The sequence below is a fragment of the Halobacillus sp. Marseille-P3879 genome, from assembly GCF_900240285.1.
In the GTDB taxonomy this organism is placed as follows: domain Bacteria; phylum Bacillota; class Bacilli; order Bacillales; family Halobacillaceae; genus Halobacillus_A.
Map to the genome: position 1 here is coordinate 1 of NZ_OESS01000001.1, position 26,977 is coordinate 26,977.

The 26,977-nt window shown below is 41.4% G+C and carries 32 protein-coding genes, 2 tRNA genes, 1 rRNA gene, 1 other RNA gene and 1 other annotated feature; of the genes, 14 read left to right on the forward strand and 22 right to left on the reverse strand.

Translation table 11 applies throughout. From position 1 onward, the window contains the following. The 8 genes from C1A12_RS00005 to tadA form a co-directional block, all read right to left on the reverse strand. Positions 1-112: ribosomal RNA gene (locus C1A12_RS00005) — 16S ribosomal RNA — on the reverse strand; the annotation flags it as partial. A 397-nt stretch (positions 113-509) separates the two neighbouring features. Continuing rightward, positions 510-773, reverse strand: coding sequence for a pro-sigmaK processing inhibitor BofA family protein (locus C1A12_RS00010; RefSeq protein WP_101841809.1), 264 nt, complete (start codon positions 771-773; stop codon positions 510-512). A 72-nt stretch (positions 774-845) separates the two neighbouring features. Then, the gene (locus C1A12_RS00015; RefSeq protein WP_101841810.1) at positions 846-1,061 is read right to left on the reverse strand and encodes a YaaL family protein; all 216 of its coding nucleotides are present in this window, start codon (positions 1,059-1,061) and stop codon (positions 846-848) included. A 152-nt stretch (positions 1,062-1,213) separates the two neighbouring features. Further along, positions 1,214-1,810, reverse strand: a complete 597-nt coding sequence (gene recR, locus C1A12_RS00020) for a recombination mediator RecR (RefSeq protein WP_101841811.1) — start codon at positions 1,808-1,810, stop codon at positions 1,214-1,216. Between the two features lie 11 nt (positions 1,811-1,821). Next, positions 1,822-2,139 (reverse strand): YbaB/EbfC family nucleoid-associated protein, encoded by a 318-nt coding sequence (locus C1A12_RS00025; RefSeq protein ID WP_101841812.1) that lies wholly within the window; start codon positions 2,137-2,139, stop codon positions 1,822-1,824. 28 nt (positions 2,140-2,167) lie between these two features. Beyond that, complete coding sequence (dnaX, locus tag C1A12_RS00030) at positions 2,168-3,877, reverse strand: DNA polymerase III subunit gamma/tau (RefSeq protein ID WP_101841813.1); 1,710 nt, start codon at positions 3,875-3,877, stop codon at positions 2,168-2,170. 269 nt (positions 3,878-4,146) lie between these two features. Further along, positions 4,147-4,412, reverse strand: an RNA gene (gene ffs / locus C1A12_RS00035) — signal recognition particle sRNA large type. 65 nt (positions 4,413-4,477) lie between these two features. Then, positions 4,478-4,945, reverse strand: coding sequence for a tRNA adenosine(34) deaminase TadA (gene tadA, locus C1A12_RS00040; protein WP_101841814.1), 468 nt, complete (start codon positions 4,943-4,945; stop codon positions 4,478-4,480). Positions 4,946-5,034: 89 nt separating this feature from the next. Between tadA and C1A12_RS00045 the strand changes: the two genes are divergently transcribed. Next, positions 5,035-6,324 (forward strand): glycosyl hydrolase family 18 protein, encoded by a 1,290-nt coding sequence (locus tag C1A12_RS00045; protein WP_101841815.1) that lies wholly within the window; start codon positions 5,035-5,037, stop codon positions 6,322-6,324. A gap of 34 nt (positions 6,325-6,358) precedes the next feature. Here the strand turns inward: C1A12_RS00045 and C1A12_RS00050 are convergent, their stop codons facing one another. The 4 genes from C1A12_RS00050 to acsA all read right to left on the reverse strand — a co-directional run bounded on the left by C1A12_RS00050 (position 6,359) and on the right by acsA (position 11,125). Next, positions 6,359-7,123, reverse strand: coding sequence for a DUF3891 family protein (locus C1A12_RS00050; protein ID WP_101841816.1), 765 nt, complete (start codon positions 7,121-7,123; stop codon positions 6,359-6,361). A gap of 181 nt (positions 7,124-7,304) precedes the next feature. Continuing rightward, positions 7,305-7,817, reverse strand: a complete 513-nt coding sequence (locus tag C1A12_RS00055) for a type 1 glutamine amidotransferase domain-containing protein (RefSeq protein ID WP_101841817.1) — start codon at positions 7,815-7,817, stop codon at positions 7,305-7,307. A 100-nt stretch (positions 7,818-7,917) separates the two neighbouring features. Then, positions 7,918-9,216, reverse strand: coding sequence for a lysine N(6)-hydroxylase/L-ornithine N(5)-oxygenase family protein (locus C1A12_RS00060; protein WP_101841818.1), 1,299 nt, complete (start codon positions 9,214-9,216; stop codon positions 7,918-7,920). A gap of 196 nt (positions 9,217-9,412) precedes the next feature. Further along, positions 9,413-11,125, reverse strand: coding sequence for an acetate--CoA ligase (gene acsA, locus C1A12_RS00065; protein WP_101841819.1), 1,713 nt, complete (start codon positions 11,123-11,125; stop codon positions 9,413-9,415). A 294-nt stretch (positions 11,126-11,419) separates the two neighbouring features. Here acsA and queF point away from each other — a divergent pair, with 294 nt between their 5' ends. Then, the gene (gene queF, locus C1A12_RS00070) at positions 11,420-11,917 is read left to right on the forward strand and encodes a preQ(1) synthase (protein WP_101841820.1); all 498 of its coding nucleotides are present in this window, start codon (positions 11,420-11,422) and stop codon (positions 11,915-11,917) included. A 273-nt stretch (positions 11,918-12,190) separates the two neighbouring features. Here queF and aldA read toward each other — a convergent pair whose 3' ends face one another. Next, entirely contained in the window at positions 12,191-13,642 is a 1,452-nt protein-coding gene (gene aldA, locus C1A12_RS00075) for an aldehyde dehydrogenase (RefSeq protein WP_101841821.1), read from the reverse strand. Positions 13,643-13,771: 129 nt separating this feature from the next. Between aldA and C1A12_RS00080 the strand changes: the two genes are divergently transcribed. Further along, a complete protein-coding gene (locus C1A12_RS00080) occupies positions 13,772-13,963 on the forward strand; it encodes a hypothetical protein (RefSeq protein ID WP_101841822.1) in 192 nt (63 codons plus the stop codon). A 20-nt stretch (positions 13,964-13,983) separates the two neighbouring features. Here C1A12_RS00080 and C1A12_RS00085 read toward each other — a convergent pair whose 3' ends face one another. From C1A12_RS00085 to C1A12_RS00095, 3 genes are all read right to left on the reverse strand, one after another. Beyond that, positions 13,984-14,235: a hypothetical protein gene (locus C1A12_RS00085; protein ID WP_101841823.1), complete on the reverse strand. Its 252-nt coding sequence runs from the start codon at positions 14,233-14,235 to the stop codon at positions 13,984-13,986. 112 nt (positions 14,236-14,347) lie between these two features. Continuing rightward, positions 14,348-14,452, reverse strand: coding sequence for a YjcZ family sporulation protein (locus C1A12_RS00090; protein ID WP_101841824.1), 105 nt, complete (start codon positions 14,450-14,452; stop codon positions 14,348-14,350). Positions 14,453-14,562: 110 nt separating this feature from the next. Then, a complete protein-coding gene (locus C1A12_RS00095; RefSeq protein WP_101841825.1) occupies positions 14,563-15,219 on the reverse strand; it encodes a M50 family metallopeptidase in 657 nt (218 codons plus the stop codon). A 91-nt stretch (positions 15,220-15,310) separates the two neighbouring features. Here C1A12_RS00095 and modA point away from each other — a divergent pair, with 91 nt between their 5' ends. The 4 genes from modA (at position 15,311) to C1A12_RS00115 (ending at position 17,663) form a co-directional block, all read left to right on the forward strand. Continuing rightward, positions 15,311-16,081: a molybdate ABC transporter substrate-binding protein gene (gene modA, locus C1A12_RS00100; protein ID WP_101841826.1), complete on the forward strand. Its 771-nt coding sequence runs from the start codon at positions 15,311-15,313 to the stop codon at positions 16,079-16,081. 6 nt (positions 16,082-16,087) lie between these two features. Next, positions 16,088-16,765 carry a molybdate ABC transporter permease subunit gene (gene modB / locus C1A12_RS00105; protein WP_101841827.1) on the forward strand — a complete coding sequence of 226 codons (678 nt, stop codon included), beginning with the start codon at positions 16,088-16,090 and terminating at the stop codon, positions 16,763-16,765. A gap of 11 nt (positions 16,766-16,776) precedes the next feature. Continuing rightward, complete coding sequence (locus C1A12_RS00110; RefSeq protein WP_306416990.1) at positions 16,777-17,394, forward strand: ATP-binding cassette domain-containing protein; 618 nt, start codon at positions 16,777-16,779, stop codon at positions 17,392-17,394. 74 nt (positions 17,395-17,468) lie between these two features. Then, the gene (locus C1A12_RS00115; RefSeq protein ID WP_101841828.1) at positions 17,469-17,663 is read left to right on the forward strand and encodes a hypothetical protein; all 195 of its coding nucleotides are present in this window, start codon (positions 17,469-17,471) and stop codon (positions 17,661-17,663) included. Between the two features lie 31 nt (positions 17,664-17,694). Here the strand turns inward: C1A12_RS00115 and C1A12_RS00120 are convergent, their stop codons facing one another. Further along, the gene (locus C1A12_RS00120; RefSeq protein ID WP_235001491.1) at positions 17,695-18,531 is read right to left on the reverse strand and encodes an N-acetylmuramoyl-L-alanine amidase; all 837 of its coding nucleotides are present in this window, start codon (positions 18,529-18,531) and stop codon (positions 17,695-17,697) included. Positions 18,532-18,676: 145 nt separating this feature from the next. Here C1A12_RS00120 and C1A12_RS00125 point away from each other — a divergent pair, with 145 nt between their 5' ends. Next, the gene (locus C1A12_RS00125) at positions 18,677-19,045 is read left to right on the forward strand and encodes a helix-turn-helix domain-containing protein (RefSeq protein WP_159462113.1); all 369 of its coding nucleotides are present in this window, start codon (positions 18,677-18,679) and stop codon (positions 19,043-19,045) included. A 57-nt stretch (positions 19,046-19,102) separates the two neighbouring features. Here the strand turns inward: C1A12_RS00125 and C1A12_RS00130 are convergent, their stop codons facing one another. Then, positions 19,103-19,384 carry a holin gene (locus C1A12_RS00130; protein ID WP_101841830.1) on the reverse strand — a complete coding sequence of 94 codons (282 nt, stop codon included), beginning with the start codon at positions 19,382-19,384 and terminating at the stop codon, positions 19,103-19,105. Between the two features lie 354 nt (positions 19,385-19,738). Here C1A12_RS00130 and C1A12_RS00135 point away from each other — a divergent pair, with 354 nt between their 5' ends. Then, the gene (locus C1A12_RS00135; protein WP_101841831.1) at positions 19,739-19,855 is read left to right on the forward strand and encodes a YjcZ family sporulation protein; all 117 of its coding nucleotides are present in this window, start codon (positions 19,739-19,741) and stop codon (positions 19,853-19,855) included. Between the two features lie 423 nt (positions 19,856-20,278). Here C1A12_RS00135 and C1A12_RS00140 read toward each other — a convergent pair. Beyond that, a tRNA-Arg gene (locus tag C1A12_RS00140) sits at positions 20,279-20,351 on the reverse strand. Positions 20,352-20,512: 161 nt separating this feature from the next. On the opposite strand from C1A12_RS00140, the gene C1A12_RS00145 reads away from it, so the two are divergent. From C1A12_RS00145 to C1A12_RS00175, 5 genes are all read left to right on the forward strand, one after another. Further along, positions 20,513-21,154, forward strand: coding sequence for a deoxynucleoside kinase (locus tag C1A12_RS00145; protein WP_101841832.1), 642 nt, complete (start codon positions 20,513-20,515; stop codon positions 21,152-21,154). Further along, complete coding sequence (locus C1A12_RS00150) at positions 21,151-21,834, forward strand: deoxynucleoside kinase (RefSeq protein ID WP_101841833.1); 684 nt, start codon at positions 21,151-21,153, stop codon at positions 21,832-21,834. The genes C1A12_RS00145 and C1A12_RS00150 overlap by 4 nt, the downstream gene beginning before the upstream one ends. A gap of 176 nt (positions 21,835-22,010) precedes the next feature. Continuing rightward, the gene (locus C1A12_RS00155) at positions 22,011-22,196 is read left to right on the forward strand and encodes a hypothetical protein (protein WP_235001492.1); all 186 of its coding nucleotides are present in this window, start codon (positions 22,011-22,013) and stop codon (positions 22,194-22,196) included. Positions 22,197-23,153: 957 nt separating this feature from the next. Then, positions 23,154-23,612 carry an N-acetyltransferase gene (locus C1A12_RS00170; RefSeq protein ID WP_101841837.1) on the forward strand — a complete coding sequence of 153 codons (459 nt, stop codon included), beginning with the start codon at positions 23,154-23,156 and terminating at the stop codon, positions 23,610-23,612. A 35-nt stretch (positions 23,613-23,647) separates the two neighbouring features. Further along, positions 23,648-24,307, forward strand: coding sequence for an HAD family hydrolase (locus tag C1A12_RS00175; protein ID WP_101841838.1), 660 nt, complete (start codon positions 23,648-23,650; stop codon positions 24,305-24,307). 113 nt (positions 24,308-24,420) lie between these two features. Here C1A12_RS00175 and C1A12_RS00180 read toward each other — a convergent pair. From C1A12_RS00180 to pdxT, 3 genes are all read right to left on the reverse strand, one after another. Then, a tRNA-Ser gene (locus C1A12_RS00180) sits at positions 24,421-24,513 on the reverse strand. A gap of 205 nt (positions 24,514-24,718) precedes the next feature. Beyond that, entirely contained in the window at positions 24,719-25,993 is a 1,275-nt protein-coding gene (gene serS / locus C1A12_RS00185) for a serine--tRNA ligase (protein ID WP_101841839.1), read from the reverse strand. A gap of 54 nt (positions 25,994-26,047) precedes the next feature. Further along, positions 26,048-26,275: a binding site (T-box leader), on the reverse strand. 40 nt (positions 26,276-26,315) lie between these two features. Further along, on the reverse strand, positions 26,316-26,906 hold the full coding sequence (gene pdxT, locus C1A12_RS00190) for a pyridoxal 5'-phosphate synthase glutaminase subunit PdxT (RefSeq protein ID WP_101841840.1): 591 nt from the start codon (positions 26,904-26,906) through the stop codon (positions 26,316-26,318). Positions 26,907-26,977: the final 71 nt, after the last annotated feature.

A 26,977-nucleotide genomic window follows, 5' to 3' on the forward strand; every position in this document is an offset into this window, starting at 1 on the left:
CATTCCACCAGCGTCACCCCCGAAGGGGATCAGCTGGTTTCCTGCGCTCGACTTGCATGTATTAGGCACGCCGCCAGCGTTCGTCCTGAGCCAGGATCAAACTCTCCATAAAAGTTGAGAATGACTTACTTGTGCACGGATGCACTGACTTCAACGTTGCAACAGGACGTTGCGAACTTCGTTGAAGATCCTTTAGCTCTGCACACCGAATGTGCTTGTTTTACTTCCTTCTATATTATAAAAAGAATTGACGTACTGGTTGGTTCGTTCAGTTTTCAAAGATCAAATTTTCGTTTGCCGCTTCAAAATGGCGACTTAATTAATATATCATCATATCAAGTTGAAGTCAACAACTTTTTATGATTTTTTTGTTCCGGCTTTCTGTGCCGTTGCCGCTCTCTTAACGCGACAAGAAATAATATACCACGTACTCCAAAATATATGCAACCCTTTTTTAATAAAAAAATAAATTTCTCCAAACAAAAAGGCTGAGGAACTCCCCATGCCCTTTATAAGACCCATATGTGAATAGCTACCAGGGATAGCACTCCTGGAAGACCAAGCAATGCCGAAGCAGCTGTGGTAAACACATTAATCGGAATATGAAGTCCAAATTGAGCCCCAAACAGATTCACGAAAAACAACAATATCACGGCAATGACCACTCTCATTAATGCTCGTCCCACCCATTTAATTGGTGAAGCTGGCATTCCTACAATTAACAATAAAGGTATGGCAAGGCCTAGTAATAGAACGACTAATACCGGATCCATAAAAAATCCCCCTGTGCGAATAACTTTTCTTAGTACAAGTTATGTGCGTACACGAGAGGGTATGATCATTATTTATGATAGAGCGTTAATGTTTCGATGTCTTGCTTCTCTAAGTAAGTAAAAATATTTAGCTTTTGCCAGAGATAAGTCCAATAAGCCTTCTTCGCTAGGTTCTATGCTATGTTCAATTATGTTCTCGAGTGTTTCCCATTCATATTTCAATCGTTTAATGTCTGCTAATAACTTTTGGTCCATGGCTTTCTTTTTAACTTTTTTCTTCGTTAACAAGATGATCCACCCTTTATGTCACATTAACAAACAGCATGCTTTCCTTTTTCAACTATATAATGGATAAAGGAAGAAGACCACTACCTATCAATGTTCTTATGAAACTTTCCTATAGTATAAAAAGGAGAAACTTCCTCAATGGAAGTTCCTTTTTATAAATCCCGCCGTCCTTCAAGTGCTTTAGACAGCGTTACTTCATCTGCATACTCCAGGTCGCCGCCAACAGGGAGACCATGAGCGATCCTCGTCATTCTGATACCGGAAGGCTTAACGAGTCTTGAAATATACATCGCTGTAGCTTCCCCTTCAATATTAGGGTTGGTGGCCAGGATCAGCTCTTCCACCCCTTCATCCTTCAGCCTGTTGATGAGACTGGGTACATTAATATCTTCAGGGCCTATACCATCCATCGGAGAAATTGCGCCATGAAGCACATGATATTTACCGCTGAACTCTTTCATTTTTTCCATAGCGATGACGTCCTTAGGATCCTGAACTACACAAATAATAGAAGAATCGCGTGCTTCATCCTGACAGATCGAGCACGGATCCTGATCCGTAATATGTCCGCAGGTGCTGCAATGAGTTAGTTCCCGCTTAGCATTCACCAGCGCTTTCCCGAAGTCGAGCACGTCATCTTCTTCCATTTCAAGGACGAAAAAAGCCAGGCGGACAGCCGTCTTAGGGCCTATCCCTGGCAGCTTCGTAAAACTGTCGATCAGTTTTGATATTGGTTCTGGATAATACATGGAAACTCCTCCTAGAACATTCCTCCAGGCATCCCTTTCGTGAATTCACCCATCGTATCATTTGTTTTATCGTCTACTTGTTTTAAAACATCGTTTGTTGCTGCAATAATTAAATCCTGAAGCATCTCCACATCATCTGGATCCACTACTTCTTCATTAATTTCAACATCCGTAATTTCTTTCTTTCCATTGGCAGATACTTTCACCATTCCGCCGCCGGCTGTTGCCTCAAATGACATTTCATAAAGCTCTTCTTGAGCCTTCATCATTTTCTTCTGCATTTTCTGCATTTGCTTCATCATATTGTTCATGTTTCCTCCACCACGCATGGTAAAACTCCTCCTTTAATATCTTTCATTAATCTTGGATTTCAATAAGGTCATCGCCTGCAAGCTTTCTTGCTTCTGAAATGAGGGGGTCTTCTTCTTTACCTTCCTCATTAGAAGGTTCGCTGCCTTCTTCATCGCTGTTGTTTTTTTGTTTTCTGACATATTCTTCACGAAGCTCTTTCCATTTCTGAACGGGAATGGGGATCACCGTTAACGGTTTACCTGTAAATTCAGTGAGCATCGGTTCAATCGTTTTCTGATGTTCAAGAGCTAATGAACAATGAATATCATATCGGAATGCTACGATCAGCGCTTTAGAAGAAGCAGCACTCGGCTTGCTGTTTAATAATATAGCATGAGCAGGTGCATTACTTTGCTTAAGTCGATCCATAAAAGCGGGCCACTGCCCCTGAACCTGCTTCAATTCGTCCTTAGATGCTTCACTTAACACCATTCGTATCCGATCATAAGGAACATTATACCCGTTTTTGTTCGATCGTGCAGGTGTGCGCTTTTGAGATTGAGCCTGTGCCGCCCCTCCTGACTGTGCAGGAGGGTTTGCTTTAAGCTGTGCCAGTTCCTGCTCCATCTTCTCAAGCTTTTGAGAAAGCTTCGTTACAGCTTCTGAGTCATGACTCTCTTCAACAGCAGCGGGCGGCGTGTCGACAATATTTAAGATAGCAATTTCGATAAATACTTTAGGACTGGTCGTCCATTTCATCTCCTGCTGGCATTTATTGAACTCACGGATCGTCTGCTGAACCCATTGAGACTGTAAACGGTCGGCCAGACTTTTAAATGACTCATCGGGGATCGCTCTTTCCAGGTTGTGCTCAAGATCAGGGGCACTTTGGTAAAGTAAAATATCCCGAAGATAGTAAATGAGGTCAAAAACAAAGCGGCCGGGGTCTTTCCCCTGCTGGATCAGCTCGTCCACAATGCTTAACGCTTGATTAATCTCTTTATCGTTAAGGGCCTCAATCACTTCTGAAAGCTTCCGCTGCGAAACAGAACCTGTGACCGCCAATACATCTTCAACCAGAACTTGGTCTTCACTATAAGAGATTGCCTGGTCTAATAAGCTTAAGGCATCACGCATTCCGCCCTCAGCTGAGAGCGCTACGATCTCCAATGCTTCCCGGGCGATCGACACGTTTTCCGCGTCTACAATTTTCTCCATGCGGTCCACCATCGCCTGCTGGGTGATCCGTTTGAAGTCGAACCGCTGGCACCGTGAAATAATCGTAAGCGGAATTTTATGAGGTTCCGTTGTAGCTAAAATAAAGATGACATGCTTAGGAGGTTCTTCCAATGTCTTCAACAATGCATTGAAGGCTCCCATGGAAAGCATATGCACCTCATCAATAATATACACTTTATAAGAGACAGCGCTTGGGGCGTATTTGACTTTATCGCGAATTTCGCGGATCTGTTCCACTCCGTTATTCGAGGCAGCATCAATTTCAATGACATCTGAAATCGAGCCATCTTGAATACCAAGACAGGCGGAACACTCATTACAAGGCTCTTTTGCCGGACCCTGTTCACAGTTTACAGCTTTCGAAAAAATCTTTGCCGCACTGGTCTTCCCTGTACCACGAGGGCCTGAGAATAAATAGGCATGAGAAAATTTATCCTGGGCGATCGCATTTTGCAGCGTTCGCGTAATGTGGGCTTGTCCCACTACATCTTCAAAGTTTCTAGGCCGCCAAACACGATACAGTGCCTGATAACTCATTCAACCGCGCTCCCTTTTTAGTCTCTCATTTATTATAACTGATTTAAGGATGGGATGTGAACCTTTAGAAGCAAGGCCTGCTCCTTCCTTTACGGCGAGGGTTATATTTAATAATACCGGCGATTCGTCATGTGAAAATAAGGTGAGATTTCACCGTTTTTTATTTTTAAATTGTAAACGGGGTACTCCTAGTGAAAGCCGCTCGTTTTCCTGCCGCCTTTACAAAAAAAAGAGCTGCTATAACAGCAGCTCTTCTTTAGTATATGTAACCGTGCACCCACTTTCGATGGCTCGAACCCAAGCGTTACTCATGTTCATGGCTCGACCCAGGCACTCCCGCGGCACACGGGATGATCAGCTTACTGCTGCTTCCTTCCGGATCTGACAGGGTTCACTGGTTCCCGTTGCGCAGGACCTGGGTGTCAACACCACTCTCATGAGGCAGACCTTGAATTCGAACCACCTCGAGTGGGGATTCGGCCTCGCTATAGCGGATTGCGAGTACAGGGCACCGCTACCTCCCCGCTTAGCACGGTATTTTCAAGTATAGCGAGTTTTATCAAAAAATGCAATGGTTACATTTATATAATTGTTTCCAATTTATTTCTTTTTTCGTTTGGCTCTCAGTTCTTTAAAAAAAAGGGTCAGCATTTGGCCGCATTGCTCGCCAAGGACACCTGCCGTTACTTCAGCCTGATGATTAAACCGCTCTTCCTGCAGCAGATTCATTAATGTACCCGCACAGCCCGCTTTCGGATCAGAGGCTCCATAAACGACACGTGGTATTCTCGATTGAACGATCGCACCGGCACACATCGGACAAGGTTCCAGAGTGACATAAAGCGTACAATCTTCTAACCTCCAGCTTCCTATTTTCTGATTCGCTTCTTCAATAGCAATAAATTCTGCATGGGAGGAAGCTAATTGAGAAGTTTCACGCTTATTGTACCCCGCAGCTGCGACCTCGCCGTTATGTACAATCACGGCTCCAATAGGAACTTCACCGATCTCTTCTGCCAGACGGGCCTGATCTATAGCAAGTCCCATATAGTATTCATCGTTCGACAAAAAATCATCTCCATTATCAATATATTTTCGTATAAATGGCCCAAGTTCTTTCATATATTCATTGTAGTTGAGGAAGGAGTGTCTATATTATGCATATCCATGTTGTTTCCGAAGGGGAATCCGTTTATGCAATTGCAAATTTATATGAAGTCTCTCCAAATCAAATTGTGGAGGCAAATGAGCTCGAAACACCGTCCGATTTAGTTATTGGTCAAGCACTTGTCATCCCTATGGAAGGCCGGTTTTATTTTGTACAGCCTGGGGACACCCTTTATGAAATTGCCCAGCTTTTTAACACGAGTGTCGACGAGCTGATCCAGGTTAATCAGCTGCAGCCGGGAGCTATGCTGCCTGTAGGATACCGTCTCTACATCCCTCAGGAACCGAAGACGGATATTACATCTAATGCTTACATTGAACCAACCGGGGGTCAAGTATCCGAGAATTTAAAGAACTCAGCTGAGCGAAGAGCTGCCTTACTTACGTATTTGGGACCTTTTAGTTATCGAATAAATGAAGACGGTTCATTAGAAGCACCACCACTCGACGACTTTCCTGCGATTGCTCAAAATAATAACACATCCTTAATGATGATAGTGACGAATTTAACAGATGAGGGATTCAGTGATGAGCTTGGAGAAACAATACTTACGGATGAACAACTGCAGGATACAATCTTAGATAACATTATACAAACAGCTCAAGAGGTTGGCTATCAAGATATTCACTTTGATTTTGAATTCCTGCCTCCAGACCTTGGTGAACAGTACAATCAGTTTTTACGAAAAGCAAAACAGCGCCTGGCAAATGAAGGCCTGTTTATTTCGACGGCCCTTGCCCCGAAAACAAGCGCAGAGCAAGAAGGAGCATGGTATGAAGCGCATGACTATCAAGCCCACGGAGAAATCGTTGACTTTGTCGTGTTAATGACATATGAATGGGGGTACAGCGGCAGTGAACCTATGGCTGTGTCCCCTATTAATAATGTCAGGGAAGTCGTCGAATATGCTTTAACTGAAATGCCGCCTGAAAAAATACTGCTCGGACAGAATTTGTACGGATATGATTGGACTTTGCCTTTTGAAGTAGGAGAAGACACTGCTGAAGCCGTTAGTCCTCAACGCGCCATTCAACTGGCCCGGGAAAACAACGCTGCGATTTCCTACGACGATGAAGCACAGGCTCCATATTTTACTTACTATGATACTGAGGGGAACGAACACGAAGTATGGTTTGAGGATGCCAGGTCGATCCAGGAAAAATTCGATCTAATAAAAGAACTGAATTTAAAAGGCATCAGCTACTGGAAGCTCGGCCTCTCCTTTCCGCAAAACTGGGAGCTATTAAACAGTAACTTTAACATTGTAAAAAATGAATAAATCAGAAAGAAGGCAGCTGTATCAGCTGCCTTCTTCACTTGCCTACAAATGTTACAGCACGCTCACGGACTTCTGCATCGTGATAAGCTTTCTCTATCCCATGCTCCTCAACTTCACTCTTATATACAATACGATATGGAATTCTTACTTCAAACTCGTGCTCAAAAGGAAATGGGTCCAGAGCTACCCTTTCTTCATCCAGCCATTTTGGCATAATGCCTTCCGGTGCTACATCAAATTGCTGTCGGAAGCCGTTACGAAACCAGGAGACTTCTTCCACTTTTGCGATCCCGGGATCCTGCATGCAAACATACAAAGACAGGTCATCACAGAATTGAAGCCGCTCGAAGTGAAGCTGGTAAATGTCAGAAGGAACTTCCATTTTCATGGCTGCTTCCAGCTCCTGCCTTCGGTTCTCCTCCTCCTCAATAAACTGCTGAATAACCGGATCTTTATCATCTTTGGAAAAAAACGACTGATAGTGAGAGCTGCACAGCATAGCTGCATAGTTGGACCGTTCAGCTACTTCCTGAATTCCGTTTTGATAAGCCTGAAGCTTATCTGTTAAAGGATAATCAATAAATGAATAAGGACGTTCTTTCTCCTCATTCCACCTCGGATGTCGATCCAGCGGAATCCATGCTCGGTCGTGTTGAGAAACAGCCCAGTCAGCTTCTTCACGAAGTTTTGAACGAAGCAAGAATTTCTTTTTCCAATGCAATACAATTTCTCCGGATACTAAAGCGTGATCATGCTGTGCGATTAATAAAAAATGATCCTCTTTTTCATTTACAATCATATGACTCCCCCCGATCATTTTAATCCTTCTTTTTATCTTATTATAGTTTATTCGACGATCGCACACTATACGACTCTGGAAGATAGTTAAAAATTCTATAATTCATTGATAGTAATCAAGAAAGCCGCCAAGGAGGATTTCCCTGGCGGCTTTCCTTACATATTCCTTACTCTTATTGATATTAGTTAAGAAGTTTATTGGCTTCCTGATTGAACGCTGGGATATCATCCGGCTGACGGCTGGTTACTAGCTGATTGCCGCATACGACAACTTCTTCATCTTTAAACTTAACACCTGCATATTCCATATCGACCGCAATGGATTTAAATCCTGTCGCAGAACGCCCTTCCAGCGATTTTGCTGTAATGAGCAGCTGCGGACCGTGGCAGATCGCGAAAACGGGTTTCTTTTCATCCATGAAATGCTTCGCAAATTTAACAAATTTCTCATCACCGCGAAGCTGGTCAGGAGAGAAGCCGCCAGGAATAAACAGAGCATCGAAGTCTTCGGCTTTGACATCATCAATGGAAGAATCAATTGTAACCGTCGTTTGACCTTGTTTTCCAGTCACTTCTTTTCCTGCTTCCCATTCAATCGTAGTCACTTCATGCCCCTGCTTGGAGAAAGCATCAGCAGGCTGAGTGTATTCCACATCTTCAAACAATGACGTCATAACGCATGCAATTTTACTCATATTGCTATCACTCCTTGAATGTATTAAAGAAAGTCACAAATTTCATGTTCCCCAATTTATGGATATTAAACCTTAGATAACTCCAATAATGGAGGTAAACTTATGAATAATCTGCCATCGAAAATGTTTGAAAGGCTGAATGCTCCTGATTTTTATATAATTCTTCTCCAGCGATTTTATTGATTATATGAACATTACGATGCACTGATAAGCCCAGATTGGTGGCACCTGCGCCGTGGGAATGGACAAGGTTGGTTAGAGTGAAAAAGTGATGATCACGTTCATCTTTGAATTCGAGCTGATAATCCCGTGTCACTTTAAAGCTTCTTTCATCCTCCCACTTAATTTTCTCCCCAAAACGTTTCATAAACCAGTCCGGAATATTCGGTTTGTACCCTGTTGCGAGTATCACTTTATCCGTATGATAATTGAATTCCTGTTCCTCCTGCAGCTGTTCACATTTTAGATTATAACCTGATCCACTGCGTTCCACGGCCTTTACTTCCGTCATTGGATTAATCAAGACGTGACTTTTTCTGCCGGCAACTGTCTTGTGATACAGCTGAGTATAGAGTCTGGTCAGCGTTTCAGGATCTATTCCCTTTCTAAGAGCCCCGAGTGTTTCCAGGTTTTTCTGCCGCTGTTCAAAGGATAGGGAGTGAAAATAATCCACGTATTCCGGAGTAAAAAACTCCTGGGCGAACTTTGCTTGATCAAGTTGAAAAAGCCCTCCCGTTCTTGAAAGAAGCGTCAGTTCCATATCTTTTCGCTTCTGTTCCTCCAACAAATCTAAAAATACTTCAAGTGCGCTCTGACCAGAACCGACAACCGTTACATGCTTTGATTGAAGCAAGTTCTTTTTCTCAAATAAATATCGGCTCGTATGAATCACATCCTCACTCGGCAAGTCATCCATGCCTTCTAAAATGAGCGGTTTACTTCCTGTACCGAGGACGACGTGTTTAGAATAGTGGCTCTCCGTTTGGTTTGAGTCTTTGTCCAGAGCTACAACCTCGTAATGATCATTATGATCAATAACATCCACAACAGGATGGTTAAAATGTAATCCACTTAATTGTTGCGACACCCACTGCAGATAATGATTATATTCCTCCCGAGGGATCTTAAAATGCTTATGAAAATAAAAAGGGAACATACGATTATGCTCATGTAAATAATTCATAAACGTATAAGGGCTTTTCGGGTTTGCAAAAGTGGTGAGGTCGGCTAAAAAAGGGACCTGTAAATCCGCACCATCAATGAGCATACCAGGATGCCATTCCAACCGAGGGGTATCATCAAAAAATAAAGAAGATAATTCTGTTTCATCTAATAATGCAGCTAATCCTAAATTATAAGGACCAATTCCAATTCCTATTACGTCATATACTTTCGACACTTCTATCACTTCCTTTACACTAACTTGCGTATGTCGAGAACTCTATGTAAACAGTTGTCTATCTTGCATCTTTAGTTATTCCCTAATTGCCCGTCAAATAAGCTCATTTTAATAAATCCCAGAGAGTAGTTGTTTCACGTGAAACAATTTTAGACAAAGAAAAGCACACAGCAGTAAACTGTGTGCTTAATCTCGATTATTCTTCTAGTGTTGACGTATCTCCCGTCGGCAATCCAAGTTCCCATGATTTCAGGAGGCGTCTCATAATTTTACCGCTTCGTGTTTTAGGAATTGTATCTTTAATTTCAATTTCACGAGGAGCTGCGTGGGCACTTAAGCCTTTTTTCACAAATTGACGGATATCCTCGAGTAAATCATCAGATTCACTATAGCCCTCTCTTAAAGTGATGAAGGCTTTAATGATTTCACCGCGTTCAGGATCCGGTTTTCCGATAACTCCCGCCTCAGCTACTGCTTCATGTTCAATTAATTTACTCTCGACTTCGAACGGACCAACTCGTTCTCCTGAAGTATTGATCACATCATCAAGACGTCCCTGGAACCAGAAGTATCCTTCTTCATCTTGATAAGCACTATCTCCCGACACATACCAGCCATTAATAAAGTAGCTTTCGTATTTGCCCGGGTTATTCCAAATGGCTCTCATCATAGACGGCCATCCTTCTCTAATTGCCAGGTTCCCCATCTGGTTGGCAGGAAGCTTGTTACCTTCATTATCTACGATCGCTGCTTCAATTCCCGGTAACGGCTTACCCATCGATCCCGGCCGCATATCCATAGCTGGATAGTTACAGATCAGCATTGCACCTGTTTCTGTCATCCACCATGTATCATGAATGCGCAGGTCAAAAGCTTTAAGACCCCACGTAATAACCTCAGGGTTCAGCGGCTCTCCTACACTTAAAATATGACGAAGAGAGGAAAGGTCGTGCTTTTGTGCTGCTTCCTCTCCAGCACTTAACAATTTTCGAAATGCGGTAGGTGCGGAATACCAGACGCTTACGTTCTGATCTGCGATCGTGCCATACCAGTCATCCGGGCTGAAACGTCCGCCTCTAATCACATTCGTAACCCCATTTAACCACGGGGCAAAAATTCCATAGCTTGTTCCTGTAACCCAGCCAGGGTCTGCTGTACACCAATAAACATCATCCTCTTTAAGGTCAAGCACCCATTTCCCTGTCTGATAATGTTGAATCATCGCGTTATGAACATGATAGACCCCTTTAGGCTTACCAGTTGAACCAGAAGTATAGTGAAGAAGCATACCGTCCTCAAGATCCACCCACTCCAGTTCAAAGTCCTCAGAGGCTTTTTCCATTTCTTTTTCAAAGCTGATGTACCTGCTGTCATCTGGATCACCGCCGACAAGAACAATCTTCTCTAAGTTCGGAAGCTCATTCTGCGGTACACGATCAAGTAATTCCGGTGTCGTAATCAGCATTTTGGCTTCACTGTCCTCGAGCCTGTCACGTACCGCCTGCTCCATAAAGGCTTCAAATAGAGGACCAGCGATCGCACCCGTTTTCAAGATGCCTAAAAAAGCCGCATAGAATTCAGGGCTGCGGTGCATGAACAGAAAGACACGATCTCCTTTTTCAATACCTTGATCTTTTAATACGTTTGCAAATTGATTACTCTTTCTTTTTAATTGGTCAAAAGTTAATACTTCTTCCCGGTCAGGCGATGTGTAAATCAGCGCCGCTTTATCTTTTTTCGCAGGATCTGCAGCATGCTTATCAATCGTTTCATAAGCAATGTTTACTTTTCCTGTTTCGCTCCATGTAAAGTTAGCTTTCGCTTCATCCCATTTAAAGTTGTTGTACGTTTGTTCATAATTTTCTAAGTTGTGATTTCCTGATCTTGCTTTAATTGGTTGCATGTCCATAGTATCACCTCATAGAATGAATTTTTGTAAACGGTTTCTTCTGATTTCTGAAAAAAGCCCTGCTTGCATTTTTTGTTGAAACAGAGCTGCCTTCATGATTTTTTCAAAAAATTTCGTGAATTAATTACTATTTTAGTAGAAAGCGATTTATTTTTAAAGGGAAATGCCCGAAGATTTACATAATTAGTTCTTATTCACCTTTTCACACATTGACTTCCACACCCACGGTCCCTATAATAGACATGCTTCATAGGTGATTATTTCACTACAACATAAAGAAGGAGGGAACATCCTTTGGCAGGACGTAAAGATGAACAATTAACGGATTTAACCCTGTTAGGCAGCCAGAATAACGAATATTCCTTTGAATATAATCCAGACGTATTAGAGACGTTTGATAACCAGCATCCAAACCGTGATTATTTTGTAAAATTTAACTGTCCTGAGTTTACCACCCTTTGTCCTAAAACAGGTCAGCCTGATTTTGCCACGATTTACATCAGCTACATCCCAGACGTAAAGATGGTGGAAAGTAAATCGCTGAAGCTTTATTTATTCAGCTTTCGAAATCACGGAGACTTTCACGAGGACAGCGTCAATACAATTATGAATGATTTAATAAAACTAATGGATCCCCGCTATATTGAAGTCTGGGGTAAATTTACTCCAAGAGGCGGTATTTCCATCGATCCTTATTGCAACTACGGTAAACCAAATACCAAATTTGAAGAGATGGCTTCTCACCGCTTAATGAATCATGATCTCTATCCAGAAAAAATCGATAACCGATAAAAAAAAGATCTCCGGAGGTGGAGATCTTTTTGTTGCTTTTTCAAGCTTTTCCGCTGCCGGAGGGAGTGAAAAGGATTGTAGGAAACCACTCTTTACGATACACCGCTGTAACGGTTCATTTGATGACTATTGGCTGGTTTCGTTAAGATGTGTTTTCATTCTATCCCTGAACAGCGAAAACTTAATTAAGCATAAAAATATACTTAGACTTCTACAGGACAAGTGACTAAAGGCTGGCCCTGCAACGAGCTTTTTGGGGCATGGAGGGTCTTTTTATTTCTTCTTGTTGTTGTATTGCATATAAGCAACCTGGGTTACGAGGAAATCTTCCATGCCATGTTTTCCATCTGCTCCGCCGAGCCCGGATTTTCTCATGCCGGCATGATAACCCTGGACAGCTTCAAAATTCTCACGGTTCACAAAAGTTTCTCCAAATTTAAGCTCGTTTACTACACGCATAGCTTCGTTCAAATCTTCTGTATAAACAGAAGAGGAGAGACCGAATTCGGTATCGTTCCCTTTATCTATCGCTTCATCAAGGGTTTGAAAAGTGCTGATCGGGATTACCGGGCCAAAGATCTCCTCCTGCATCACGGTGGAGTCATGAGAGACATTCGTAAGGATCGTCGGCTTATAAAAGTAACCCTTCGCAAGGGAAGCTCGTTCACCGCCTACTGCAACTTGCGCTCCTTCTTTAATGGCATCAGTAACCATGCCTTCGACAGTTTCAAGCCGATCTTTACTTACGAGCGGACCAACATCGGCGTCTTTATTTTGACGCGGATCATCAATTGTAAGCTGTTCAAATGACTGCTTAAGCTTTTCTATTAGTTCATCAGCGACACTTTCATGAACATAGACCCGCTCCGCATTTGTACATGCCTGCCCATTATTTGCCAGCCTGGATGTTGTTATGCTCTCCACTGCTGTGTCCAGATCCGCATTAGCTGTAACAATAGCCGGGGCTTTCCCGCCGAGCTCGAGATTTACTTTTGTTATATTCTGTGCAGCAGCTTCCATAACCTTCGTTCCTGCAGGGACACTTCCCGTCATAGAAACCATCTGCACCTTCTCATGTTTGGCCAGACTATTTCCAATTTCTGAACCTGTTCCTGTCACCACGTTATACACGCCTCTTGGAATCTCTTCCATGGAATCAATGATTTTAGTAAATTCCATCGCTGTGTTCGGCGTTTGTTGACTTGGTTTAAGGACGATTGTACATCCTGTTACTAACGCAGTAGCTACCTTTCTCGCCAGAATAAATACAGGAAAATTCCATGGTACAATTCCAGCTACAACCCCAATCGGTTTTTTATAAATAAAAATGTTTTCATTTGGTCGATCACTTGGGACAATTTCCCCTTCTATTCGTCTCGCCCACTCTGACATGTAACGGAAATAATCAATAGCTAAATCAATTTCCCCGCTTGCCAGCTCATAATCCTTCCCTTGTTCTTCCTGGAGTAATTCGATGAAAGTATCCCGTTTATTTTCTATTTCGTCTCCAAGCTTTCTCACCATTTTCCCGCGTTCTATATTTGGTGTTAACTCCCATTCTTTTTGGGCTTGAAAAGCTGCCTCTACCGCATGATCTACGTCTTGAGAGGTACCTTTAGGAGTTTTGGAAATCACTTCTTCCGTCGCAGGGTTGACAATATCGATCCATTCCTCACCGCTTGATTCAGTATATTGACCATTGATATAAAGTTTGTGTTCGATCATAATAGTTCCTCCTCGTGACGTTCTACGTTGCTCATTCCACTTTCTGCCTTTTTTTAAACAGACAACACAGGTGTTCCATGAGCTCAGCAAAATTCGTTATACTAAAAGAATAGCAAGGGAGGGCTTCTTATGGATAAAGAAAATCAAATGTTTATTGTACTGAGTTTTGTTGGCACCGCGAATATTATTGCTGCTGTTATTCTTCTTGTAACGGTTCATAATCCGCTCGTTTCTGCTTTGCTGATCGTATCAGGAATTCTCCTCATCATTGGAGGTCTGGCTGACAAAAAAGCGCGCAAAAAAAGAAAAGGGAACTCCTGATCTGCCCTTTTCTTAAGTGACTACCATTCTAATATAAATCCTTTTACTTGTTTGGCACTGCCGCTGTCCTGTTTTTGTTGAGCAATGAAGTACGGGTTGTCCTCTTCCAGCTCATATTTAAGTGAGTCAGGCTCTAAGTACAGCTTGTACTCTAAGTCATTCACTTTATGAAGAGTGATGTCAGCAATTGTCTCTTGATTATTGTCTTCATCAATTAAGAAAATATCAATTTGATCATAGCCCTGACTGATCAGGCGGTCTTTTAAATCCATACGTAATTCCCCCAAAAGTCTCATAGTCAACTACTACTTATATACCCCATTTCCCGCCTTTCAAACTAAAGAAGCGTGAAATGATAAAAAGCGGGGAACCCCCGCTTTTTACTTAATAACCGTATCCACCGCCGCCGACGTATGCTGCACCAATAATAATTAATAAAATAAACAGCACAACCAACAGCGCGAATCCTCCACCATATCCTCCGCTCATATTGTGTACCCCCTTCCATACTTTCTTTACTACGTTATGTAGAAATAAGTATCCGGTAAGGGCGTTTGCGGAGTTCTCAAAATATTTTAGGAATCTACCCAGCTGCCTTCTCAAACGAGAAAGACCTTCTTCAACGCAAGCCAGGCAAAATACAAGGCCTGGGCGAAAAAGATGACACCGAATACAGGGGTTGGTATCAGCGGCACGATTCTTGCCAGGTTCGCTGCATCACCTGCCTGAGCAGGAGCAAAGAGACTAAGGATCATGATTTCAAATGCACTGCTAACCGCTTCTACCATAATTAAACAGGCTATAAATACGAGCACGTATTGAATTACGGTCTGATGGCCCGTGCGCAGCAGCCAAATAAAGCCCGCGCCAAACGTCACGATCCAAAAAACACCATAGATGTTTCGCACCCAAAATACAACATTTATAAGCAGGATAGCTAACAAAATATATACCATCCATCGGTAATGACCTTTGACGATGAGATAAAAAAAGAAGAATCCCATAAAAGACGCGAACACATACCCTGATAAACTAGTCAGAAATTGACTGAGCCATGAGGCGTGGCCCGTCATCGTCACCCCTGAAGTATTAGCGAACAGGGAAATGTTCCGGACTTCTCCCCCTGTTAACAGAGCCACTAGCGAGTGTCCTGTTTCATGAATCATCGTATTAATCATGGCAAAGTACTTTCCAAACACAGGAGCCTGAGTAAGTAAAAAAGCCAAAATAAGACTAATTATAATCTGCAGCTTCATAAAAAGTTCCCTTCCTTAAATCTATTTCTATTTTACTTGCCTTTTTCTCCTTCGTATAATAGTTACTAATGAAGGTTTGAGGAGACTAATCATGTATACGAATATAAAAGCGTTTTGTTTCATTGTGCTGCTTGTCCTGACAGGCTGCCAGCAGTCAACAGAACAAGAAGTGGAGCTTACGATCTCAGCAGCCTCCAGTACAATAGACGTAATGGAGGAAATCATAGAAAAATATGAAAGTGATCATAACGTAACGATTACATTGAATTCAGGGAGCTCAGGCAAACTAGCCCAACAAATTCAGCACGGCGCCCCTGTTGATCTATTTATCTCAGCAAATGAGCAGTGGTCCAACCGGTTGGCAGCGGGTGAAAATATCCGCCCTGATACTCAGACCTCTATTGTTAAGAATACGCTTGTATTAATTGCACCGGCTGAGAAACAGACATCAATCGATAATTTAAACCAGCTTACGACGAAAGAAGACCAAACTATTGCTTTAGGAGAACCAGATAGTGCTCCAGCAGGCAAGTACGCTAAACAAGCCCTTATGAACGCCGGAATCTGGGGTGAAGTTTCAGATCAGCTTGTTTACGGAAATGACGTAAGACAAGTACTCGCTTATGTCGAATCAGGGAACGCAGACTACGGACTCGTCTATGCCAGCGACGCCCAAATTACCGACAAGGTGAAAATCATTGCAGAAATCGACACGAATACCCATGACCCAATTATTTATCCAGCAGCTGTAACGAGTCAAAGTAATAACACCGAAGCGGCAGAAGATTTTCTTCGTTATTTAAAAACAGATATTCCCCAGGAAATCTTTAAATCTTATGGATTTAAGCTAGAACAGGAATGATACTTAATGTCAACTTCGCCTCTAATTCTATCATTACAAACCGCCAGCATCGCTACTTTGATCGTATTCATAACTGGAATTTCCCTGGCACGGCTGATCAGCCGGAAATTATTTCCCGGGAAAAGTATCATTGAATCCATCCTTTTGCTTCCAATGGTTCTCCCTCCTACGGTAATTGGATTTGGTCTACTATATTTATTCGGTAACAATGGACCGATCGGCCGGCTGCTGACCGACTGGTTTGGTATTCAGGTCGTTTTTTCCTGGCTTGGTGTCGTGATTGCAGCTATTGTCGTTTCTTTTCCTTTAATGTATCAGAGTGCATCGGCTTCTTTTCAAAACTATGATCCTCAAATTGAAAAAGCAGCGCTAACACTTGGAGCTTCAAAGTGGAAAGTCTTCTTTACAATCTCCTTTCCGTTAGCCTGGCCCGGGTTATTGGCCGGTACGGTTTTAACATTCGCCCGTGCATTAGGCGAATTTGGAGCTACGTTAATGCTTGCCGGTTATATACCCGGCAAGACAGATACCATCCCATTAGCCATTTACTTTGCTGTGGAATCAGGGAGAATGGAAGAGGCCCGCACCTGGGTAATTGTTATCCTGATTCTTGGATTCAGTTCGATTCTCTGGTTAAATTGGTGGAGTAAACGAAATATTCTTAGCTTTAGAAGCGGTAAATGAGGAGTTAAATAATGATGTTACAAGTACAAATAAGTAAAAAGCTGTCCCACTTCAGCCTGGACGTTTCTTTTAAGGTCACTGACGAAACCGTCATTTTGTTCGGTCCCTCGGGCTCCGGCAAAACGACAATTTTAAATTGCATTGCCGGGCTGAGTGTCCCTGATCAAGGGGAAATTCTTTTAAACGATACAGTTTTAACAAAAAACCACCGCTCTCTCGTCCCAGCGCAGAAACGGCGTACAGGCTATGTTTTTCAAGATTATGCCCTGTTTCCTCACAAGACAATAGTAGACAATATCCGCTACGGAGCCGATGATGAATACCTTGTCCACCACCTGCTTCAGATGTTGAACATTCATCACCTCCGCTCTCATTATCCACAGCAAATATCTGGAGGAGAAAAGCAAAGAGCCGCCTTAGCCCGGGCTTTAGCAGCTAAGCCCAGAGTTTTGTTACTCGATGAGCCCTTTTCATCCCTGGATGAAACAACTAAACACCATTGTCAGCAGGAGTTAATTCGACTGAAAGAAGAATGGAAGATTCCCATTATACTGGTCACTCACGATCAAAAAGAAGCAAAGCAGCTGGGGGATCGTATACTACAGATAGAAAAAGGGAAACTTATATAGTCGAACCACCTGCTTTATTACGATAACTCTTTTCTACACTTTTTAAAGGAGTGAGCATTCTGAAACCATCATGGATGTCCAATAAATATGTACGGTTGATTTTCCGGTGGATTATGATTGCTTTTATTTGTGCTATGATTTTAATAGGTGCTATTGTTGCTTACCTTTTTATTGCTGATAAATTCTATCAGGAAGAGAAAGATAACTTTAATGAAAACGGCGAAACTTCAATGATCCAAAAGAAGGACCAGCCGGTGTTCATCGAGTAAAGAGCCTCTCATAAAAGAAAGGCTCTTGAATTTAAACAACTTTTACGTACTTCTCATGGGCCGTAATGTAGAAGACCTGTCCCTTTGAATTCTTTACTTTATATTGACTGAATCCACTCACGGTAACAAGCGCAATAATTTCTGGAAAACCATACCCCTTTTGAACCTGTCCTGCCACCTCTTGATCCTTCCACGAGGGCGACTGGTAAAACCTTAAGTCTCCAGGGTAGATTGATTCCACTCTCCGCCCGATATACCATGACTGATTATCCTCTTTGCCTTTCTCGTGAAAGGGAACGTTAAAATAATTACAAATCCCTTTCGCGTGTTCTATCGCTGTTTCACTTTGAAACTGTTTGTCCACCATCAATAAAGCTTCTTTTGGATGGTCCATAAAACCACTCTCTGTTAAAACGGCAGGCATGGAGGTTTCACGAAGCACATGAAAATCAGCTTCTTTTATCCCGCGGTATTTTTGCTTTGTTCCTTGTTTTAGAGATTCTCCGATACAATGAGCCAGACGCCCGGCTTTTTTATTTAAGTGACCAGGGTAGACATAAATCTCGATTCCACTTGGGTTTGTTCCATTAAACGAACCATCAAATGCATTATAATGTACTGAAATATATGCATCTGCACCAGCTTGATTCGCAAGGTTCGTTCTCACTGCAAGCGGGACATCCTCATCCCCAGGAGCTACAAGCAATGTGCTGAAACCACACTTTTTCAACAATTTGTTTAATTGTTGAACGACCTCCCTATTAAACTCATTTTCTTTAACCACCCTGTTCAAGTCCTTAATATAGGGTGACTTCTTACCTTTTGTATTCATACCATGACCATCATCTAATGCAATCAATAGACTCAACCATCCACTCTCCCTTTTTCTTTTTTGCGCGTTACGCGTAACTATTAATATTAATAATATGTCGCCAATGTAGGCAAGTCAAGACTTTTTTCACAATACGCACAATTATTTACACAATTTGTGTAAATATAGTATGATGAAGCAAATGGCAAAAATGAAGGTGAAAAGAATGAACGCACTTGGAGAACGGTTAAAAGAAGCCCGCCAAAGAAAAGGATGGAGTCAGACCTTTGTCTGTGAACAGTTAAAGATTTCGAATTCCAGGTTATCGGGGTACGAACGAAATTACCGTGAACCTGACACAAAGATGTTAACGACGCTTGCTTCCTTTTACCAAGTATCGGTCGACTGGCTGACGGGTCTCTCTAATCAACATACTCACCCAAAGAGCTCTACGACTTTTCAAGACCCAGAGGTTCAACGCTGGTATAAGAATCTACCGGCTGCTAATGAAAACGATGTTAAGAAGCTTATGCGTATATGGGAAGTTATATCAGTCGATGAAAAAAGCTGAATCGGCGATCGATTCAGCTTTTCATTTATTTATAACATATAGTTTTTTGAAGATAATTTATTTGTCCTCCCGCTCTTTAGAAGATTTCGTAAAACCTTCTCTTCGATTCACGATCTCAAATAATCCGGTGCCCGACAGGCCTGCTCCAGCTCCTGCCCATAATCTCAGAATCAGTTCCATATCTGTCAGCGGGTAGGCTAAAGATCCAAGTAATAGTCCAGTCCCTACGCTTAGTAGAGGTACATAGTTTTTCGGAAGCTTAACCGTCCGTTTAACAACTTCTACACTTCCTGCCACGAAAGGACTTAACACGGTTACAAACAGCAGGAGATCCTGCATAATTGCATGCTCCAGGGGGTCCACCCCCTTTTATAAATCAAGACTGGATCGAATCACTCTCTCCCTGTCTTATATTAATATAGTACTCAGTTTAAAAGCAGATGTGTGAACGTTTGTCACTGTTTAGCACATTTTAGTTGACTTTTTCCTAAAAAATGAAACTTATGTTACCTTTATAATCATTCTCTTAAAACTTTCCCCTTATCAAACTTACCACAAGGGGAATTTCCTAGTGGCAGATCATTTTCTATCTGCACGTGGTTCATTACGTTTTTTCATTTCTGGGTATCCGCCTTTCCAATTCTAGGTATGAACACATAATTTACCTTATCGAATAGCTAAGGTGGTGAGCTTATGAATTACGGTTGCGGATGCGGTGGTTATGGCGGTTACGGCTACAAAGGTGGCGGCTTTGCCTTAATTGTTGTGTTGTTCATACTTTTGATTATCGTTGGGGCTGCAATTTGTTAAAGTTATGAAATAAAATACAAATCCACCTATAAATCATCACCCCGAAGCCAAGGATTCCTTGGCTTTTTTTATGTGTAAAAACATCAAATCCCTCACACAGTAATGACTGATTCAGTCAATCTTCGAACATGGTCTTAAATTGGTCGGTGCCTAGCGCCGAAAGACTTTTTAAGTAGAAAGAAGATAACGGTACAGCGAACTAAAACGTCATGATTCGCCTTTTCATCTACGTGTCGTTTACCATTGACTTCCCTATACCTTTAAACATTATAAAAAACGCTTTTTCGATTCTTGTAACAACAAGAACGAAAAAAGCGCCTTTTAGTATAACGTACACCCTATTATTAACGTTCAAAACCGCTCGCCCTCGTCTTTTACTTACGATAGTTTACACGGCTTAAACGCTGGTATTTCGCTGTTAAACGCCCCCGGCAGGATTCGAACCTGCGACACACGGTTTAGGAAACCGATGCTCTATCCCCTGAGCTACGGGGGCACATGAATTATATTATACAAAAGTACGCCCCAATTGAAAAGTGAATTTATTTGAGAAATCCATTCAATCTATTACTTCCCCTTCTTTCGTGTGGTAAAATGATACTTGTCTGTCTAAACGTATCGAATTTTGTTTTTTATCGGATATAAGGAGGATAAGAGATGAGACAATTACCTTTCATTGCTGTGGAAGGCCCAATTGGAGTTGGTAAAACGTCTCTGTCTAAAAAGCTCGCCTCCCAGTTTGATTTTCACTTACTTAAGGAAATCGTTGAGGAGAATCCGTTTTTAGGCAAGTTTTACGAAAATATCGATGAATGGAGTTTCCAGACCGAGATGTTTTTTCTGTGCAACCGGGTAAAACAACTGGAAGACATTGATCGTGATTATTTAACACAGGGCAAGCCTGTTGTAGCTGATTACCACATTTCTAAAAACATGATCTTCGCACGCCGTACATTGCGTGAAGATCAATTTCATAAATATGCTCAAATCTTTGATATACTCACGAGTGACATGCCAAAGCCTAATATGGTCGTTTACTTACAGGCGAGCCTTGATACGCTTCTAGAGCGCATTCGCATGAGAAGCAGGGATGTAGAAGCAAATATTCAGCCATCCTATTTAGAACAGCTCTCAGAGGACTATGAGGCCTTTATGACTCAATTTGAAGCCACTCATCCGGATATTCCTGTTATCCGTATTAACGGGGATGAACTTGACTTCGTTAAGCATCAGGATGATTTACACTATATCGTCGATCAAGTGCAGTACCACTTGAATAAAGGAGAAGTATTGAAATGAACGCACGTGAACGTTACGGAATTCCCCATGATAGTGTCATCACTATTGCCGGCACAGTAGGCGTAGGGAAATCCACAATGACCAACGCTTTAGCGGAGGCCCTCAACTTTAGAACTTCTTTCGAAAAAGTCGAAACGAACCCATACCTCGACAAATTTTATAATGACTTTGAGCGTTGGAGCTTCCACCTGCAAATTTATTTTCTTGCTGAACGTTTTAAAGAGCAGAAGAAGATTTTTGAATATGGCGGAGGTTTTATTCAGGATCGTTCAATTTACGAGGATACAGGAATTTTTGCCCAAATGCATTATGAAAAAGGTACAATGTCCGAGATCGATTACAAGACATATACGAACCTTTTTGAAGCCATGGTCATGACTCCTTACTTTCCTCATCCAGACCTGCTTATTTACCTTGAGGGCTCTTTTGATGATATTCTCAGCCGTATTCAAGAGCGAGGCAGGGAAATGGAGCAGCAGACACCCGTGGAATACTGGGAGGAAATGTTTAAGCGTTATGAGAACTGGATTGATAATTTTAATTCCTGCCCGGTGCTGCGTCTAAATATTGCAGATTATGATGTCTTAAATGATGACTCCAGCATTGAACCTGTATTAGAAAAAATCGGACACTTTATCCAGCAGTCCCGCAAATGGCGCTCCAGTCACCTATTAACTTAATACTATTGCATAAGTCCAAGCATTTCCTTCATGCTTGGACTTTTATTATTGAATTTTTATGTATATTCAGCTATCGAGAAGGTTAGTTGAGATCCGGTTTCGAGATGACGGGTGGAAATGCTCTTTTTTGAAACTTCATAAAGGTCTGTTCGTAGTTAAGTAAAGGAGGCTGTGTGGTGAGTAAATACATTAAATACTCGATAATTGCTGGATTAATTACATTCGCTTTGTGTTTGTTTGTTCTCTTAGCAATCAACTCTCCTTCTCCATATATAGGAAGTCTTGTTGTGGGCTTTGTAATATTTGAAATAAGTTTTTACCATTTCTTTGGAAGAGAAAAGGAAAAACAAAAGTTGATGTAAGGCTCAATATATTTGTGTTATTTGCGTATTAGAGAGAATATGCAATCTAAGCTACTTATCATACGAGAAAACATTGAATTAGGAAAAACCAGATCTGCGAAAAGTCTTCGAAATCATCTAGGGTGAGGTAAAATTATATACGGGGGCAGATATATATGATAGATTTCACACTGTTCGCTTTGAGTATTGTCATAGCTATATATATTATCTTTAACAACAGAAATAAAATCAGAGAATTAACATCATCTCAAATTATAGTTGTAGGTTTTTCCTATCTTATTACGGTTTTTATAGCGTTTATTTGTATTTATTATGGAGGGAATTGGATTGCTGAACAATTTTCAATTATCATCTTTAAATATATCATTTTCCTTATAATTGTTTTCATAACTATATACTTTTGCAAGAGTATTTTGAGAAAAATGATAAACAAGATTACAAATGGTGTTCTTCCGGGTAGTTGGAAGTAAACTTCTACAAATTGAGGTAAAAGCAAAAAATCAGTAAGACTGCTTCTATTCCGAGCCTTAAGCAATCAGGATGCTAATGAGGAACAAGGGAAAGAGAACAGATAATTCAGACTGAGGAATAAGAGATTTAATGAACTTATGTAGATATTAAGGAGAAGTAATATGAATAAGATACTTTTTTTCTTTTGTAATTTAATAGTCATTATAGGGATTTGTACGATATTTACTACAAGCATTCTGAATAAGGTGCTTCCTATGCTGGGAAAGGCTGCTTATCAAGCCGCAGCTGCTGGGAGCTACTTACGAAATGACTACATAATGAACTTCACTACTATCAACATATTTGCAATTTTATTGATAGCACTTGGCTTGGTATCAAGTTATAAGATTTATAAACAAGGTTTGTAGTAATTAAAATTTGTTCAAGAATAGGGATACATTTCACAATAGACTCGCTTTTATTACATAGTTCGAAGGGAAGAGAATAATGACAGTGAGATTAGACCGAATGAATTCAGAGGAATTTCAAAAATATTTAAGTTTTGCAATTAAGCATTTTGCCGAAGAACAAATAAAGTCTGGTAATTGGAAGCCGGAAGAGGCTGTTAGCAAGGCAACAGAAGAATATGAAAAATTGCTCCCTGAAGGACAAGATACGGAAAATAATCATTTATTCACAGTTCGAGATAGAAGCAAAGAAGTTGGCATGATTTGGTTTGCACAAATAACGAATGAAAAAGGTTTTATTTATGGTATAAACATTTGGGAAGGAAACCAAGGCAAAGGTTACGGTAAAAAAGCTATGCAAGAAATTGAAATCTTAGCTAAGAATTTGGGTTTAAAAAGTATAGGTCTCCACGTCTTTGCTCACAACAACATGGCACGAGATTTATATGAAAAGGTAGGATATACAGAAAAAAATATTAAGATGGAAAAAACTTTATAAGTCATAAAGCTTTTTAGGTGAAAGGGAGCTAAAGAATGAAACAAGCACTAATTTTTGATATGGATGGCACACTTTTTCAGACAGATAAAATATTAGAATTATCACTTGATGATACTTTCAGCCATTTACGGTCATTAAATAAATGGGATACGGCTACACCTATAGAGAAATACCGGGAGATTATGGGGGTGCCCTTACCAAAAGTTTGGGAAGCTTTACTACCCAATCATTCGATTGAGGAAAGAGAACAAACTGATGCTTTTTTTCTAGAAAGGCTGATTGAGAATATTAGAAATGGAAAAGGTGCTTTATATCCTAACGTAACTGAAGTCTTTAGTTATCTGAAAGAAAATAATTGTTCCATATACATAGCAAGTAATGGTTTAACCGAATATTTAAAGGCAATTGTTAGTTATTACAAATTAGATAGATGGGTTACGGAAACGTTTAGTATTCAACAGATTAATTCTTTGAATAAATCGGACTTGGTTCAAAGTATTATACAGAAATACGGGATTATTACAGGAGCAGTAGTTGGAGACCGGCTATCCGATATAAATGCAGCTAAAGATAATGATTTGGTTTCCATTGGATGTAACTTTGACTTTTCACGAGAAGATGAACTATCCCAGGCTGATATAGTAATTGATAATTTATTAGAGCTACAAACAATTTCATCTAAATTAAGCCAATAATATATTAAACAAACGAGCTTTAAAAAGAGCATAAAATAAGAAAAAACCGCTGCAAATGCAGCGGCTGTTGTTCTCTATAATCTCCAATATTTATGCGCGATTGTTGATAATAATGGCGGAGGAGGAGGGATTCGAACCCCCGCGGGCCGTGAAGCCCCTGGCGGTTTTCAAGACCGCTCCCTTCAGCCGGACTTGGGTACTCCTCCGTGTGACCGACAATAAATAATATATCATGGCTTATTAGATCCGTCAATTATTTTGTCGATTTTTTTGTAAAAATGTTTGCGAACAATCAGCTGCCTGCTTATTATACTAATTTGGAGATATAGAGTCAATACGGTGTCATGGCGAAAGTACATTTATTAAAAAAGGAACTGCCTCATCTTAAGAAGCAGTTCCTCTCTATCTATATTACTTAATAACGTCCTTGCCGCCCATGTATGGTCGAAGGACTTCAGGTACTACCACAGAGCCATCCTCCTGCTGATAATTTTCAAGAATAGCTGCAACAGTACGGCCGATAGCCAAGCCGGAACCGTTTAGTGTATGAACGAATTCAGGCTTTCCTTTTTCCTCGCGACGGAAGCGGATTGAGGCCCGGCGTGCCTGGAAGTCCTCAAAATTTGAGCATGAACTGATTTCACGGTACGTGTCGTTGCTTGGGATCCATACTTCGATATCGTACTTCTTCGCTGCAGTAAAGCCCAGGTCTCCTGTGCACATACTCATCACCCTGTAAGGAAGCTTGAGCAACTGCAGCACCTTCTCGGCGTGACCTGTCAGCTCTTCCAGTACGTCATAAGAATCCTCCGGCTTTGTGAACTGAACGAGCTCTACTTTGTTAAACTGATGCTGGCGGATCAGTCCACGTGTGTCACGGCCGGCTGAACCCGCTTCAGAGCGGAAATTCGTGCTGAAGGCCACAAATTTCTGCGGAAGCTGGTCCACGTTTAAGATTTCTTCACGGTAATAGTTGGTCACAGGGACTTCTGCAGTCGGCACGAGAAAATATTCCCAATCCTCAATCTTAAAGGCATCTTCCTCAAATTTAGGAAGCTGGCCTGTGCCTGTCATGGACGTGCGGTTAACAAGCTGAGGAGGCAGCATTTCTTGATAGCTATGTTCGTCAGAATGAAGATCCATCATGAAATTAAGTAAGGCTCTTTCTAAACGGGCGCCAAGCCCTTTATAGAATACAAAACGGCTGCCAGTCACTTTAGATGCACTTTCAAAATCTAAAATCCCTAAATCTGCAGCTACATCCCAGTGAGGCTTTGCTTCAAAGCTAAATTCCGGAACTTCTCCCCACTTGCGGTCCTCGATATTATCTTCTTCATCTTCCCCGACCGGAACGCTTTCATGAGGAATATTAGGAATCGACAGGAGCAGGGTTTCGAGTCGTTCCTCTACTTGCTTTAATTCGGTATCAAGCTCTTTAACTCGATCACCGACCTGGCGCATTTCTTTAATTTTCTCATCAGCATCCTGTTTTTCTCTTTTTAAAGCTGAAATTTCTTTAGAGACTTCATTTCGCTTCGCTTTTAGCTCTTCTGTTTCTTGAATTAATTCTCGGCGGCGGCTGTCCAGGTCGCCGAAAGTATCAAGCTCCGAGAGGTCTTCACCTCGATTTTGCAGCTTTTTTTTCACTTCGTCAAAGTTTTGACGTAAATATTTCATATCCAACATAGCCGTTGCCTCCTTTTTTTATTAAAAATAAAAAACTCCCGCCCCTTTTATAGAAAAAGGGACGAGAGCTTGGTTATCAATTTCCCGCGATACCACCCTGGTTGAAGGTACACTGACCTTCCGGCTTAACTCTCATAACGGTGAGGCGCCGGTTTATCCTACGTAAGCTTTCAGATAAACTACTCGAGGATGGATTCTCAAAATATTCTTCATCAGTTCCCACCAGCCACTGACTCTCTTAGGAAGAATGCATTTGATACTAGTTCCTGTCATCATATCTTCATATAGCATGATCTTTCAAATAAGAATAGCTGATATTCGATTAAGATGCAAGTGATTTTTTTGAAGCTTCCACCATTTCAACAAAATGCTCAGTTAATCTGTGGTCATCTGTTAACTCTGGATGGAATGAGCAGGCAAGGAAATTCCCCTGTTTTGCTGCCACGATACTGCCTTCGTAGGTAGCCAGCACAGAAGTTGTATCTCCTACTCCTTCAATATAGGGTGCACGGATAAAGACCGCGTTATACTGATCGGCGATGCCTTTAATATCAAGCGGAGCTTCAAAGCTTTCGCGCTGGCGGCCAAAGGCGTTCCTGCGCACCCGGATATCCATTAAACCTAAGTGGACATCATAAGACCCATCAATTTCAGAAGCTAACAAAATTAACCCGGCACATGTTCCAAAAATCGGCTTTCCCTGCTGCCCGAATTGACGAATAGGCTCAAGGAAATTGTATTTATCAATAAGACGACGGATCGTGGTGCTCTCACCACCTGGAATGATTAAACCGTCTATCTCTTCTAATTGTTCAATTTTCTTAACAACAATACCTTTTGCTCCAGATGCTTCTACAGAACGGATGTGTTCGCGAAAAGCTCCTTGGAGCCCTAACACACCAATTGTAGTCATGATGCATGTCTCCTTTTATATCATAAGATACCCTAAGCTTGCAGCTGCGGGAGGCAGGCTTGACCACCGCA